The organism is Mesorhizobium sp. IMUNJ 23033, from assembly GCF_044778005.1.
In the GTDB taxonomy this organism is placed as follows: Bacteria; Pseudomonadota; Alphaproteobacteria; order Rhizobiales; family Rhizobiaceae; genus Mesorhizobium; species Mesorhizobium amorphae_A.
The window spans coordinates 32,501-46,287 of sequence record NZ_JBJACT010000036.1 but is presented as its reverse complement, the minus strand read 5'-3'; the positions used below and the strand labels follow the sequence as shown (position 1 = coordinate 46,287).

10 protein-coding genes and 1 pseudogene (1 of these 11 cut by a window edge) are annotated in these 13,787 nt (G+C 64.7%); 8 read left to right on the top strand and 3 right to left on the bottom strand.

Going from position 1 to position 13,787, the window contains the following annotated elements; genetic code table 11:
• Positions 1 to 61: 61 nt before the first annotated feature.
• The 7 genes from ptsP to ACFX5Q_RS29660 all read left to right on the top strand — a co-directional run bounded on the left by ptsP (position 62) and on the right by ACFX5Q_RS29660 (position 10,567).
• Positions 62 to 2,332: a phosphoenolpyruvate--protein phosphotransferase gene (gene ptsP / locus ACFX5Q_RS29690; protein WP_404283600.1), complete on the top strand. Its 2,271-nt coding sequence runs from the start codon at positions 62 to 64 to the stop codon at positions 2,330 to 2,332.
• 8 nt (positions 2,333 to 2,340) lie between these two features.
• Positions 2,341 to 3,420 carry a peptide chain release factor 1 gene (prfA, locus tag ACFX5Q_RS29685; protein ID WP_404283598.1) on the top strand — a complete coding sequence of 360 codons (1,080 nt, stop codon included), beginning with the start codon at positions 2,341 to 2,343 and terminating at the stop codon, positions 3,418 to 3,420.
• The gene (prmC, locus tag ACFX5Q_RS29680; RefSeq protein ID WP_404283596.1) at positions 3,413 to 4,291 is read left to right on the top strand and encodes a peptide chain release factor N(5)-glutamine methyltransferase; all 879 of its coding nucleotides are present in this window, start codon (positions 3,413 to 3,415) and stop codon (positions 4,289 to 4,291) included. Before prfA ends, prmC begins: the two co-directional genes overlap by 8 nt.
• 301 nt (positions 4,292 to 4,592) lie before the next feature.
• A complete protein-coding gene (locus ACFX5Q_RS29675) occupies positions 4,593 to 5,597 on the top strand; it encodes a DUF4167 domain-containing protein (protein WP_404283594.1) in 1,005 nt (334 codons plus the stop codon).
• A 233-nt stretch (positions 5,598 to 5,830) separates the two neighbouring features.
• Positions 5,831 to 8,437, top strand: a complete 2,607-nt coding sequence (clpB, locus tag ACFX5Q_RS29670; RefSeq protein ID WP_404283592.1) for an ATP-dependent chaperone ClpB — start codon at positions 5,831 to 5,833, stop codon at positions 8,435 to 8,437.
• A gap of 71 nt (positions 8,438 to 8,508) precedes the next feature.
• Positions 8,509 to 8,883: an MmcQ/YjbR family DNA-binding protein gene (locus ACFX5Q_RS29665; protein WP_192182535.1), complete on the top strand. Its 375-nt coding sequence runs from the start codon at positions 8,509 to 8,511 to the stop codon at positions 8,881 to 8,883.
• 181 nt (positions 8,884 to 9,064) lie between these two features.
• Positions 9,065 to 10,567 carry a L,D-transpeptidase family protein gene (locus ACFX5Q_RS29660; protein WP_404283590.1) on the top strand — a complete coding sequence of 501 codons (1,503 nt, stop codon included), beginning with the start codon at positions 9,065 to 9,067 and terminating at the stop codon, positions 10,565 to 10,567.
• On the opposite strand, the gene ACFX5Q_RS29655 is transcribed toward ACFX5Q_RS29660, so the two are convergent.
• Positions 10,541 to 10,867, bottom strand: coding sequence for a hypothetical protein (locus tag ACFX5Q_RS29655; protein WP_404283640.1), 327 nt, complete (start codon positions 10,865 to 10,867; stop codon positions 10,541 to 10,543). The two genes, ACFX5Q_RS29660 and ACFX5Q_RS29655, sit on opposite strands and share 27 nt — an antisense overlap.
• Positions 10,868 to 10,918: 51 nt before the next feature.
• Positions 10,919 to 11,172 (bottom strand): annotated as a pseudogene (locus ACFX5Q_RS29650) (TMEM175 family protein); the annotation flags it as partial.
• A 169-nt stretch (positions 11,173 to 11,341) separates the two neighbouring features.
• On the opposite strand from ACFX5Q_RS29650, the gene ACFX5Q_RS29645 reads away from it, so the two are divergent.
• Entirely contained in the window at positions 11,342 to 12,901 is a 1,560-nt protein-coding gene (locus tag ACFX5Q_RS29645) for an MFS transporter (protein ID WP_404283588.1), read from the top strand.
• Between the two features lie 30 nt (positions 12,902 to 12,931).
• On the opposite strand, the gene ACFX5Q_RS29640 is transcribed toward ACFX5Q_RS29645, so the two are convergent.
• Positions 12,932 to 13,787, bottom strand: partial view of a M23 family metallopeptidase gene (locus ACFX5Q_RS29640; RefSeq protein ID WP_192182539.1) — the 3' end only. Its footprint extends 1,109 nt past the window's final position; 856 of the gene's 1,965 nt are visible here — the last part of the coding sequence; its start codon lies beyond the right edge, outside the window; the stop codon is at positions 12,932 to 12,934.

The following is a 13,787-nucleotide window of genomic DNA, read 5'->3' as shown; positions in this document are numbered from 1 at the left end:
CGTGAGTGCCGGGCACAGCTGAAACTGCGCCGGCAAGGACTCTATTGGAGAAGAAGCCGCGATGCGTGATACGGCCAGTGGCCCGCGCGTTCTGCTGAAACGGCTCCGCGAGCTCATGCAAGAGCCGCTGGAGCCGCAGGAGCGGCTCGACCGGATCGTACGCGACATCGCCTCCAACATGGTCGCCGAAGTCTGCTCGCTCTATGTGCTGCGCGCCGATTCGGTGCTCGAGCTCTACGCCACCGAGGGTCTGAACCCGAACGCCGTCCATTTGGCGCAGCTGAGGCTCGGGCAAGGCCTGGTCGGCACCATCGCGGCCAGCGCGCGGCCGCTCAACCTTTCGAACGCGCAGGAACATCCGGCCTTCGCCTACCTGCCGGAGACCGGGGAGGAGATCTACAATTCCTTCCTCGGCGTGCCGGTGCTGCGGGCCGGGCGCACGCTCGGCGTTCTCGTGGTACAGAACAAGACCATGCGCCACTACCGCGACGACGAGGTCGAGGCGCTGGAAACCACGGCGATGGTGATCGCCGAGATGATCGCCACGGGCGACCTCGCCCGACTCACCCGGCCGGGACTCGAACTCGACCTGCGCCGCCCGGTCAGCTTCACCGGCCTGTCCTTCAACGAAGGCGTCGGGCTCGGCCACGTCGTGCTGCACGAGCCGCGCATCGTCGTCACCAATCTGTTCAACGAGGATAGCGAGGAGGAAGTGCGCCGGCTGCAGGCCTCGCTCGGCTCGCTCAGGCTCTCCATCGACGACATGCTGGAGCGCCGTGAGGTCGCCTTCGAGGGCGAGCATCGCGAGGTGCTCGAAGCCTATCGCATGTTCGCCAACGACAGCGGCTGGGTGCGCCGACTGGAAGAGGCGATCCGCAATGGCCTGACGGCGGAAGCGGCTGTCGAAAAGGTGCAGAGCGACATGCGCGCCCGCATGCTGCACATGACCGACCCTTATCTGCGCGAGCGGATGAGCGATTTCGACGACCTCGCCAACCGGCTGCTGCGACAGCTGATGGGGCGCGGACCGGAGGATGTCGCGGCTTCGCTGCCGAAGGACGCCATCATCGTCGCCCGCTCGATGGGGGCTGCCGAACTGCTCGATTATCCCCGCGACAAGCTGCGCGGCGTGGTGCTGGAAGATGGTGCCGCGACCAGCCATGTCGTCATCGTGGCGCGCGCCATGGGCATCCCGGTCGCCGGCCAGATGAAGGGCGCCGTTTCCATGGCGGAAAACGGCGACGCCATCATCGTCGACGGCGAGGAAGGCATTATCCACCTGCGGCCACAGCCAGACCTCGAAGCCGCCTATGCCGAGAAGGTCCGCTTCCGGGCGCGCCGGCAGGAAGTCTACCGGGAACTGCGCAAGAAGCCGTCGATGACCAAGGACGGCGTCCAGGTTGATTTGCTGATGAATGCCGGCTTGGCGGTCGACTTGCCGCAGCTCGCCGAGGCGGGTGCGGCCGGCATTGGGCTGTTCCGCACCGAACTGCAGTTCATGGTCGCCTCGACCTTCCCGCGCGCCGAGGCGCAGGAGCGGCTCTATCGCGACGTGCTCGACGCGGCGCGCGGCAAGCCGGTGACCTTCCGCACCATCGATATCGGCGGTGACAAGGTTTTGCCCTACTTCAAGGGCGCGATCCAGGAAGAGAACCCGGCGCTCGGCTGGCGGGCGATCCGGCTGACGCTCGACCGTCCCGGCCTGCTCAGGACGCAGATCCGCGCCCTGCTGAAGGCGTCCGGCGGACGCGAACTGAAGCTGATGCTGCCGATGGTGACGGAACTCGGCGAGATCGCGCAGGCGCGCGAGATCATCGACCGCGAGGTGCGGCATCTGTCACGCTTCGCCCATCATCTGCCGACCAGCCTCAAGCTCGGCGCCATGCTGGAAGTGCCGTCGCTGCTGTTCCAGCTCGACGAGCTGATGAAGGCGGTCGACTTCGTCTCGGTCGGCTCCAACGATCTGTTCCAGTTCGTCATGGCGGTCGACCGCGGCAACACGCAATTGTCCGACCGGTTCGACACGCTGTCGACGCCGTTCCTGCGGGTGCTGAAGCAGATCGCCGACGCCGGTGCGCGCAACCACACGCCGGTGACGCTCTGCGGCGAACTGGCCGGCAAACCCATATCCGCGATGGCGCTGATCGGCCTCGGCTACCGATCGATCTCGATGTCACCGGCCTCGATCGGTCCGGTCAAGGCGATGCTGACGGAACTGCCGCTGGACGAGCTGCAGGCCTTCTTCGACGACAACCTCATGGCGCCCGCTCACGGCCTGCCGATGCGGGCGCTGCTGCAGGCCTTTGCCGACGACCGCTCTATCCCGCTATAGCATCCGCCATGATCAACCTGCCCCGCGACCGTATGGATCAAGTCGTCAAGCGTTTCGACATGCTCGAAGCGCAGATGTCGGCCGGGCCGGCGGCGGATGCCTATGTCCGCATGGCGTCCGAATATGCCGACATCCAGGAGATGGTGGCCAGGATCAGGGCGCTGCGCGCGGCCGAGCACGAACAGGCCGACCTGGAGGCGATGCTCGCCGACAAGGGCACCGACGCCGAGATGCGGGCATTGGCAGAGGCCGACCTGCCCGAGGTCAAGGAGCGCATCGAGGCGCTGCAGAAGGACATCCAGATCCTGCTTTTGCCCAAGGACGCCGCCGACGAGAAGAACGCCATCCTCGAAATCCGCGCCGGCACCGGCGGCGACGAGGCAGCGCTGTTCGCCGGCGACCTGTTTCGCATGTACGAGCGCTACGCGGCATCGCGCGGCTGGCGTTTCGAAGTGGCCTCGGCCAGCGACGGCGAGGTCGGCGGCTACAAGGAAATCATCGCCACCGTGTCGGGCAAGGGCGTGTTCGCGCATCTGAAATTCGAGTCCGGCGTGCACCGCGTGCAGCGCGTGCCGGCGACCGAGGCCGGCGGGCGCATCCACACTTCGGCGGCAACCGTTGCCGTGCTGCCGGAAGCCGAAGAGGTCGATATCGAGATCCGCGCCGAAGACATCCGCATCGACACGATGCGCGCCTCGGGCTCCGGCGGCCAGCACGTCAACACCACCGATTCGGCAGTGCGCATCACCCATCTGCCGACCGGCATCATGGTGGTGCAGGCGGAAAAGTCGCAGCACCAAAACCGGGCGCGCGCCATGCAGATCCTGCGGGCCAGGCTTTACGATCTCGAACGCGGCAAGGCGGACGAGGAACGCTCCGAATCGCGCAAGTCGCAAGTCGGCTCTGGTGACAGGTCGGAACGCATCCGCACTTACAATTTCCCGCAAGGGCGTCTTACCGACCATCGCATCAACCTGACGCTCTACAAGCTCGACCGGGTGATGATGGGCGAGCTTGACGAGGTCATCGACGCGCTGATCGCGGATCACCAGTCGAAGCTGCTCGCCGATATGGGCGTCGATGGCTGACAGTTTGCCCGAGACGCTCGGGCCGCTGCTGCGGGCGGCGCGCGACCGCCTTGCCGCCGCCGGCGTGGCCGACCCGGCGCTGGACGCCAGGCTGATCGTCGAGCATTTTTCGGGCACGACCCGCACCCAGGCCATCGCCGAACCCCAGCTAGTCGTCGAGGCGAATGCAATGGCCGCCATCGATACGGCGCTGAACCGGCGTGCCGCGGGCGAACCGGTGCATCGCATCCTCGGTTACCGCGAGTTCTACGGCCTGCGCTTCGAGCTTTCGCCGGACACGCTGGAGCCGCGGCCGGACACAGAAACGCTGGTCGAGGCGGTTCTGCCCTTTGTCGGGGCGACGGTGGTTCGGCAGAGCGAATGCCGCATTCTCGATCTCGGCACCGGTACCGGCGCCATCGCGCTGGCATTGCTCAGCGCCGTTCCCGGTGCGGTCGCCACCGGCGTCGACCTCTCGGAAGAGGCCCTGGCAACCGCCAGGCGCAATGCCCAGAAGTTGGGATTTGCCGGGCGGTTCGAGACGCTGCAGTCCGACTGGTTCGCAAAAGTTTCGGGCCGGTACCATGTAATTGCCGCAAACCCGCCCTATATAGCAAGCCAAGACATTGGAAATCTGCAGGACGAGGTCCGCGATTTCGATCCGCATCTGGCCTTGGATGGTGGCGCGGACGGTCTTGGCTCCTACAGGATCATCGCCGCGGAGGCGGCAAGGTTTCTGGAAGTTCAAGGCAGGGTTGCGGTCGAGATCGGCCACACGCAACGCAATGAGGTTACGGCGATGTTCGCGACAGCCGGCTACAGTCTGGCCGGAGCGTTTCGTGACCTTGGTGGAAACGACAGGGTTCTGGTGTTTGAACGGCCAAAGCCCTGATGCAGTGCAAAAAGGGCTTGGCAATGCCGGGGAATGCGGCTAGGGTCGCCTTAACCGGATGAGACGAAGCAGGCAGTGCTCTTAGCGATTCGGTTTTCCTTGGAAATAGCTGCCTTCTTGCGCAAACGACGCCCAAGCTTCGTGCGGGAATCGTCCGGCAAGTGATGTAACCGGAACAGGATGGCACGTGGCGCCAACGCAATTGATGCGGGCGAACGCCGGTGAAGAAACGAAACGGCTGGCTGCATGAGCGCCTCCGTTCGTGAAGAGTTTTCGAAAATTTCACACTGAAGAGAGTCGAATGAGGCCACAACAGCAGAACAGGCGCATGCGCGGTCGCAACAACAATGGCGGCGGCGGTGGCAACAATAATAACAACAACAACCGCAAGGGTCCCAATCCCCTGACGCGCAACTACGAGAGCAACGGCCCGGATGTGAAGATCCGCGGATCGGCTCAGCAGATCGCCGAGAAATACGCCACACTCGCCCGCGACGCGCAAAGCTCCGGCGACCGGGTGATGGCGGAGAACTATCTCCAGCACGCCGAACACTACAATCGCATCATTGCCGCCGCCCAGGCGCAGATTCCGATCCAGAACGTCCAGCAGAACCGCGACGACTTCGAAAATGACGGCGACGAAGATCGCGACGAGTTCGACAATGCCGGCAACAGCGGCAACAATGTCAGCGACAATCAGGCTGTAAGCCACGGCGCCGGCCCACAGCCAGTGATCGAGGGCACGCCGGCCGAAGTGGCTTTCAACCAGGAAAGCGGCCGCGACAATCGCAACAACCGCGACAACAACGGTCGCGACAATGGCGGGCGCCACCGCGACCGCCGCCCCAATGGCGGCTATGGCCAGAATGGCCAGCGCGGCGACCATAATTCGCGCGGCGAGCAGGGCGGCCAGGGCTTCGACCAGAACCGGCCCAGCGAGACGCCGGTGCAGGCGGAAGGCGTGTCCCAGGCCGAAACGAGCTTCGCGCCCCAGGCCGAAACTGGTTTCGTGCCCCAGGCTGAACCTACTTTCACCGCGTCGGCAGAGCCGGCTTTTTCGACCGAGACCGCGCCGTTGTTCGACAATTTTTCGCCGGCCGGTCTTGCCGCTCAGGCGGAGCGCAACGAAGCCGCCGCCGACAGTGGCGCACGCCGTCCGCGGCGCCCGCGCCGTCCGCGCACAACCGCCGACCAGCCAGACAATCAGGCCGATGGCGGCAGCGACAATGCCGGTGGCAATGAGGTGAGTGCGGCACCGGCCGAAGGTAACGCCAACGACCCGGTCATCGTCGACGTCGACAACTGATCGAATCCAGCTCGAACAGGGCTTTCAGGCCCATTGAACGGCGGAGAGAAATCTCCGCCGTTCTCGTTTACGCACCAGTGGAATAATATGCGTTCCCAGTCATCTGGACGTCTTGAGTGCCCATTGCCCCTGCACCATATCTCGCCTGAACAGGATCCGGCTCGAAGGAGCGGCTCCGTCACCGCAATCTGATCCGGTGCCGCAAAGCGGGCCGGTGATGGAAGGAGACAGATATGAACCTTGAGAAATACTCAGAGCGCGTGCGCGGTTTCATCCAGTCCGCGCAGACCATGGCGCTCTCGCGCAATCACCAGCAATTCACCCCCGAACATATGCTGAAAGTGCTCGTCGATGACGACGAGGGCTTGGCCGCGTCGCTGATCGAGCGCGCCGGCGGCAATGTCCGCGATGTCAAGCTCGGCGTCGAATCGGCGCTCGATGCAATGCCCAAGGTGGAAGGCGGCAATGGCCAGCTCTATCTGGCGCAGCCTTTGGCCAAGGTGTTCTCGACCGCCGAAGATCTGGCCAAGAAGGCCGGCGACAGCTTCGTCACGGTCGAACGGCTGCTGCAGGCGCTGGCCATGGAGAAGTCGGCCAAGAGCGCCGAGATTCTGAGCAAGGCGGGCGTCACCGCGCAGGCGCTGAACCAGGTCATCAACGAGGTCCGCAAAGGCCGCACAGCCGATTCGGCGAGCGCCGAGCAGGGCTACGATGCGCTGAAGAAGTACGCGCGCGACCTGACGGCCGACGCCCGCGCCGGCAAGCTCGATCCGGTCATCGGCCGTGACGACGAGATCAGGCGCACCATCCAGGTGCTGTCGCGCCGAACCAAGAACAATCCGGTGCTGATCGGCGAGCCCGGCGTCGGCAAGACGGCGATCGCCGAAGGGCTGGCGCTGCGCATCGTCAATGGCGACGTGCCGGAATCGCTGAAGGACAAGCAATTGATGGCGCTCGACATGGGCGCGCTGATTGCCGGCGCCAAGTATCGCGGCGAGTTCGAGGAGCGGCTGAAGGCTGTGCTCAACGAGGTGACCGCTGCCGCCGGCGGCATCATCCTGTTCATCGACGAGATGCACACGCTGGTCGGTGCCGGCAAGGCCGACGGGGCGATGGATGCGTCGAACCTGCTGAAGCCGGCGCTGGCGCGTGGCGAACTGCACTGCGTGGGCGCGACCACGCTCGACGAGTACCGCAAGCATGTCGAGAAGGACGCGGCGCTTGCTCGCCGCTTCCAGCCGGTGTTCGTCAACGAGCCGACGGTCCAGGACACCGTCTCGATCCTGCGCGGCCTGAAGGAGAAATACGAGCAGCACCACAAGGTGCGCATCTCCGATTCGGCGCTGGTCGCCGCGGCGACGCTGTCGAACCGCTACATCGCCGACCGCTTCCTGCCGGACAAGGCGATCGATCTTGTCGACGAGGCCGCGTCGCGATTGAGGATGCAGGTCGATTCCAAGCCCGAGGCGCTGGACGAGGTCGACCGCCGCATCATGCAGCTCAAGATCGAGCGCGAGGCGTTGAAGGTCGAGAAGGACGACGCGTCGAAGGACCGGCTCGCTCGCCTCGAGAAGGAGCTTGCAGACCTGGAAGAGGAGTCGACCGGGCTGACCTCGAAGTGGCAGGCGGAGAAGCAGAAGCTCGGGCTGGCCGCCGATCTCAAGAAGCAGCTCGACGAGGCGCGCAACGAACTGGCCATCGCCCAGCGCAAGGGCGAGTTCCAGCGCGCCGGCGAGCTTGCCTATGGCCGCATCCCCGAGCTGGAAAAGAAGCTGAAGGAGGCTGAGGCGCAGGACGGCAAGGTCGGCATGGTCGAAGAGGTGGTCACCCCTGATCACGTCGCCCATATCGTGTCGCGCTGGACCGGCATTCCGGTCGACAAGATGCTGGAAGGCGAGCGCGACAAGCTGCTGCGCATGGAAGACGAGATCGGCAAGCGTGTCGTCGGCCAGGGCGAGGCGGTGCAGGCCGTGTCGAAAGCCGTGCGCCGGGCTCGCGCGGGCCTGCAGGACCCGAACCGGCCGATCGGCTCGTTTATGTTCCTCGGCCCGACCGGCGTCGGCAAGACCGAGCTGACCAAGGCGCTGGCGAACTTCCTGTTCGACGACGAGAGCGCCATGGTGCGCATCGACATGTCGGAGTTCATGGAAAAGCATTCGGTCGCCCGGCTGATCGGCGCACCTCCCGGCTATGTCGGCTATGAGGAAGGCGGAGCGCTGACAGAAGCGGTGCGGCGCCGGCCCTATCAGGTCGTGTTGTTCGATGAGATCGAGAAGGCGCATCCGGACGTGTTCAACGTGCTGTTGCAGGTGCTCGACGACGGGCGGCTCACCGACGGGCAGGGCCGCACGGTCGATTTCCGCAACACGCTGATCATCATGACGTCGAACCTCGGCGCCGAATATCTGGTCAGCCTCGGCGAGGATCAGGATGTCGATGCCGTGCGCGACGAGGTGATGGGCGTCGTCAGGGCGTCGTTCCGGCCGGAATTCCTCAACCGCGTCGACGAAGTGATCCTGTTCCACCGGCTGCGTCGGCAGGATATGGGCCGCATCGTCGAGATCCAGCTCAAGCGGCTGGAGAACCTGCTCGTCGATCGCAAGATCACGCTGGCGCTGGACCAGGAGGCGATCGACTGGCTGGCGGCCAAGGGTTACGATCCGGCCTATGGCGCGCGGCCGCTGAAGCGGGTGATGCAGAAGGAACTGCAGGACCCGCTGGCGGAAAAGATCTTGCTCGGCGACATCCTCGACGGCTCGACGGTCAAGGTGGCCGCCGGTTCCGATCGGTTGAATTTTCGATCGAAGCCGACGGTCGTCGCGACCGAGGCGGCGGCCTGAGCCGTTTTGCCTTACCCGGAGCGGCGAAGCTTGCTTCGCCGCTCTTTCTTGTTTGAAACAATGAGGCGCGGATGACGCTGGACGACTACAACGGCTTCTGCGCCTCGCTTCCGCAGACGACTCATGTCGTCCAGTGGGGCGGCGCCCATGTCTGGAAGGTCGGCGGCAAGGTCTTTGCGATCGGCGGCTGGAACGATGGCGGGCAGCTTTTCGTCACCTTCAAATGCTCTGAAATCGCCTATGACGTGCTGAAGGAGCAGCCGGGCCTTCGGCCGGCGCCTTACCTCGCCTCGCGCGGAATGAAATGGATCCAGCGTCAGACAAGCCAGAGCATGGATGATGCCGCGCTGAAGGACTATGTCGGCGAGAGCCATCGCCTCGTCGTCCTCAAGCTGACGAAACAGACACGCAAGGAACTTGGGCTGCCTCTTTCCCCTGGACCATGATCTTTTCCGAAAACCGGATTCCACTTTTCGTGATCATGGTCTAGCCGCCGGAAAACCGCCATCTTCATGCCCGGTTCATATTGGAACCTTAAGCTTGGTGAATGGTTTGCTGGCGAAGGGGTTCGCCCGTAAAGGGACTGTGCCGGGCGGCGGCAATTACGGACCGGAGAGTTTGGCTACAATGCTGCGCACCATCTTCTGCCTTTCGGCACTCGCCGCCGGACTGGTGTCTTCCGGCGTGTTCGCCGCGCCGGGTGAGGAAGGAGCACGAACCCGCACCGCCAATTCCGGCGGGATCCTTCTCGCCCAGGACGGCAATCTCGATATCTATTACGACGCCAGGGGCAACCGCGTCATCGTCGATGCCGACACCGGCAAGGTCATCGCCATCCAGCCGCCGCAGACCAGGCTCGACCGCCGTGCGCTGCGCCGCCAGTTGCGGATGCAGCAGCTCGGGCGCGCGCCGGTCGAGGACGAGGACCGCTACTATCTCGACGATCCCGAGGACATGGCCCGCTTCCGCCGCAAGCAGCTGGAAGAGGAAGGCACGGTCATCCCGCCGCCGGTCGACGAAAACGATCCCTATGGCGACAATTCGGATCAGGTCTTTCCGGACGCGCCCCGGGACGAGGGGACCTACGGCAACACTTATCCGGACGAGCCCCAGCCTGATCAACCGGACGGCATCAAGCGCCAGCCGCTCGACGAGGCTTCGATAGATCCGGTCCAGCCGGCGGCACCGGGCGACGAGGCAGCGCTGCCGCCGAAGGTTGACGGCAAGACGGTCGTCGATCCGTCGCTTTCGCTCGGCACACGTCAGGATGTGGCGGCCTTGCAGGTCCTGCTCGATCGTGCCGGCGCCTCGCCCGGCGTCATCGACGGGCGATTCGGCTCCAATGTCGATAAGGCTGTAGCCGCCTACAACGAGATCACTGGCAGCAATCTCAAGTCGACCGATGCGGTCGGCATCCAGGCAGCGCTCGCGCAATCCGGCGGCGATGCCTTCGCCAACTACACGATCACGGCCGAGGACGCGGCCGGTCCCTATGTCGCCTCGATACCGGAAGACTACAGCCAGAAGGCGCAGCTCGACCGCATGGGCTACACTTCGGTGACCGAAGCGCTGGCGGAGCGCTTCCACATGGACGAGAATTATCTCAAGGCGCTCAATCCGGAGGCCAACTTCAACCGCCCCGGCACCATTATCAAGGTCGCCAATTTCGGCAGGCTGGTGTCGACGCCTGTTGCGCGCATCGTTGCGGACAAGGGCAAGAAAGAAGTGTTCGCCTATGACGCGGCGGGCAAGCTGGTGGCAGCCTATCCGGCCACGATCGGTTCTTCGGACACGCCGTCACCCTCCGGCATCCACACGGTATCGCGGGTCGCGCTCGACCCCAACTACACCTACAATCCGAGCATCAATTTCAAGCAGGGGCAGAACGACAAGATCCTGACCATCCCGCCGGGCCCGAATGGCCCGGTCGGCTCGGTGTGGATCGCGCTGGACAAGCCGACCTACGGCATCCACGGTACGCCCGACCCGTCCAAGATCGGCAAGACCGAAAGCCATGGCTGCGTGCGCCTGACCAACTGGGACGCGCGCGAACTGGCCAGGCTCGTCTCGCCGGGCGTAACGGTCGAGTTCGTCGGCGGATCTTCAGCCGATGACCTCGCGCAGCAGTGAGCCGCGCAGCGCGGTGGCGTAGATCAGTTGCACCACCAGCATGAAGCCGACGCTGAGCAAGGGGCTTATCAAACTAAGTGCCGCGCCTATCGCCCACAGCATCTGCGCCTTGACGATGCGCTGGTAGACGGTGCGGGTCGTTTCCGCATCGACGCCTTCGGCAAGAAAACCGTTCTTCACCGCATAGTGCCAGCTGGCGAACAGCGTCGTGCCGAGCATCAGCAGGTTCAGCCGGTAGACCAGTACCGCTGTCCTGAATTCGAGGAAGTCGGCCAGAAGGTCGGTCGAGAACGGCAGCAAGGCGATGAAGGCGAGAAAGCAGAGGTTGAGCGTCGCAAGCCGCCGGTCGGATCTGGCGATCAGCCCGTGCTGCGCCTGCTGGCCGAACCAGAAGATGGTCAGTGTCAGGAAGCTCAGCGCTAGGTCAGAAAACGCGGCGCCAGCGCCGCGATGGCGGAAAGCAGCTCGGCCTCGGAATGGACCGCCTCGTGCGCCGGCACCCTGATCTCGAGCACGATCAAGGTGAGCGCGATGGCGAAGACACCGTCGGTGATGCCGACGACACGCCCGCGTGCCTCGGCCGACGGTTCGAGCGGTCGTTTCATCAGGCTTCCCCTTTTGCTTGCGGCTCTCCCGCAAAGACTTAACACGACATCCGGACATTGCACGCCGATCGGAGCGAGCCTGCCCATGCGGGCAGGTCACGGCTGGTTTCAACGAGAACGGCCCGCTGGCCGGTTGTTGCGGCCGTACCGGAGGTCTAAGCAAGCCCATATGAAGTCGCCAAGCGAAGCTGCCGCCATCCCCCTGACGGGCGCCATTGCAAACGGAACGTTCTGTCCGCAATCGCGGCGCAGGTTCGTGCTGATCGCCGCGATCCTGGCGTCGGCGCTCGGCTTCATCGACGGCTCGATCCTGGCCATCGCTACCCCGGCGATACGCGTCGACCTCGGTGCCAGCCTCGCCGAGGCACAATGGATTTCCAACGCCTACGCGCTGACGCTTTCGGCGCTGATCCTTGCCGGAGGTGCTGCGGGCGACCGATTCGGCCTCCGGCTCGCCTTCGTCGTCGGCATCGCCCTGTTCATTGCCGCGTCTCTCGCTTGCGCGGTGGCGCCCAATGCCGGTGTGCTGATTGCGTTTCGCGCCCTGCAAGGCATCGGCGCCGCAATCATGGTGCCGGGCAGTCTCGCCATCATCGCCAAGGCCTATCCGAAGAAGGAGCGCGGCCGGGCGATCGGCATCTGGGCGGCGGCCTCGGCGCTGACGACGGCGCTTGGCCCGGTGCTGGGCGGGCTGGTGCTTTCGACCTTCGGCGACTGGATCTGGCGGGCGATCTTCGCCATCAACCTGCCGCTCGGACTGCTCTCGATCTATCTTCTCCTGACCAAGGTTCCGGCCGATGCGCCGACGGAGAAGCGAAGCCTCGATCTCGGTGGCGCCGCACTTGCAACGCTGGCATTCGGATCGCTGGCCTACGGGCTGACCTCGATGAGCGCCGAAGGCGGCGGCCATATGTCTGGTCCAAGCATCGCCGCCGGCGTCGTGCTGCTCGTCGTCTTCATCGCCTTCGAACTGCGGCAGCGCGAGCCGATGATCGATCTCAACCTGTTTCGCATCGGCGCCTTCGCCGGCGCCAATGTCGCGACCTTCTTCCTCTATTTCGCCCTGTCGGCCAATCTGTTCTATCTGCCAATGCTGCTGATCGCCGGCTGGGGGCTGAGCACGGCCGAGGTCGGCTTCATCTTCCTGCCGCTGTCGGCGTCGATCGCGCTGTTGTCGGGACCGGTCGGCCAGTGGTCCGACCGAATCGGCCCGCGCTTTCCGATCGCCGGCGGCAGTGTGGTCGTTGCCTTCGCCTTTGCCGGGCTTGCGCTGCTCGCCCATGCCGGCATCCATAATTTCTGGACCGGCGTGTTTCCGCTGATGGCGCTGATGGGGCTCGGCATGGCGCTGGTCGTGTCGCCGCTGTCGACCGCGATCATGACGGCGGTCGAGGACAAGGACACCGGTGCGGCATCGGGGATAAACAACGCTGTCTCGCGCATTGGCGGCCTGATCGCGGTGGCGGCGATGGGGTCGCTGGCTGCCTGGGTCTATTCGACGATGCTGGACACCAGCGTCAGGCCGGGCATTCCGGGTTTCGGCGAACCGGCATCGGCAGGGCTAGCGCCCGAACTCGATGCAACCAGGCTCGCCGCCAGCGACGCGGCCTTCGCGGCCGTCGCCTGGGTCACCGCGCTGCTTTGCCTGCTTGCGGCGGTCATTGCCTGGATGACTGTTTCGGGACGGGCAATACCATGGTTGCGCGGCACGGACGAACAGCCGGACTGATCCGGCGCGCAACTGATTCGGAACGCAGATCTACCCTTCGACCTTGGCGCTGGCGACCTTCAGCGGATTGTTGTCTTCCTGCTTGAGCAGGTCGTCGATGCGCTCGCGTTCACGCTTGAAGGCAACGAGGTCGTCGCCCTTCAGCACCTTGCCGACCGGCAGGCGGACGCGCATCGGGTCGACCTTGGTGCCATTGACGATCAGCTCGTAATGAAGATGCGGACCTGTGGCGAGGCCGGTCTGGCCGAGAAAGCCGATGGTCTGGCCCTGGCGGACATGGACGCCCGGCTCCATGCCTTTGGCAAAGGCGCTCTGGTGATTGTAGGACGTCTCGTAGCCATTGGCATGGCGGATGATGATCTGCTTGCCGTAGCCACCGGCCCAGCCGGCCTTCTCGATGACGCCGTTGCCGGCGGCGATGATCGGCGTACCGATCGGGGCTGCCCAGTCGACGCCGGTATGCATACGGACATAGCCGAGGATCGGGTGGCGGCGCGCGCCGAAGCCGGAGCGGAATTTTCCGGCCGGCAGCGGATTGCGCAACAGGAACTGCTGGGCGCTCGAGCCGTCCTGATCGAAATAGTCGCTGCTGCCGTCCTGCATCTGGAAGCGGTAGAAATTGCGCGTCTGCCCACCGAAGGTCGCCGAGACGTAAAGCAGTTGGGATTCGTCGGAAGCCTGGTCGTCGCCGTCCGGTTGCGAAAACAGGACGTCGATACGGTCCGCGGGGCTCAGCCGTGACTGGAAGTCGACGCCGGAAGCCAGCAGCCGGACCAACTGCTGGGTCAGCTTTTTCGACATGCCGTAGGAATAGGCCGCACGGTAGATGCCGTCATAGACGTTCGGCAGGTTGCCGCGCACCACCACCGGCGGCGAATCGTCGAAT

Coding starts and splice junctions, on each gene's coding strand:
- ptsP (WP_404283600.1), top strand. CDS start 62: ATGCGTGATACGGCCAGTGGCCCGCGCGTTCTGCTGAAACGGCTCCGC.
- prfA (WP_404283598.1), top strand. CDS start 2,341: ATGATCAACCTGCCCCGCGACCGTATGGATCAAGTCGTCAAGCGTTTC.
- prmC (WP_404283596.1), top strand. CDS start 3,413: ATGGCTGACAGTTTGCCCGAGACGCTCGGGCCGCTGCTGCGGGCGGCG.
- ACFX5Q_RS29675 (WP_404283594.1), top strand. CDS start 4,593: ATGAGGCCACAACAGCAGAACAGGCGCATGCGCGGTCGCAACAACAAT.
- clpB (WP_404283592.1), top strand. CDS start 5,831: ATGAACCTTGAGAAATACTCAGAGCGCGTGCGCGGTTTCATCCAGTCC.
- ACFX5Q_RS29665 (WP_192182535.1), top strand. CDS start 8,509: ATGACGCTGGACGACTACAACGGCTTCTGCGCCTCGCTTCCGCAGACG.
- ACFX5Q_RS29660 (WP_404283590.1), top strand. CDS start 9,065: ATGCTGCGCACCATCTTCTGCCTTTCGGCACTCGCCGCCGGACTGGTG.
- ACFX5Q_RS29645 (WP_404283588.1), top strand. CDS start 11,342: ATGAAGTCGCCAAGCGAAGCTGCCGCCATCCCCCTGACGGGCGCCATT.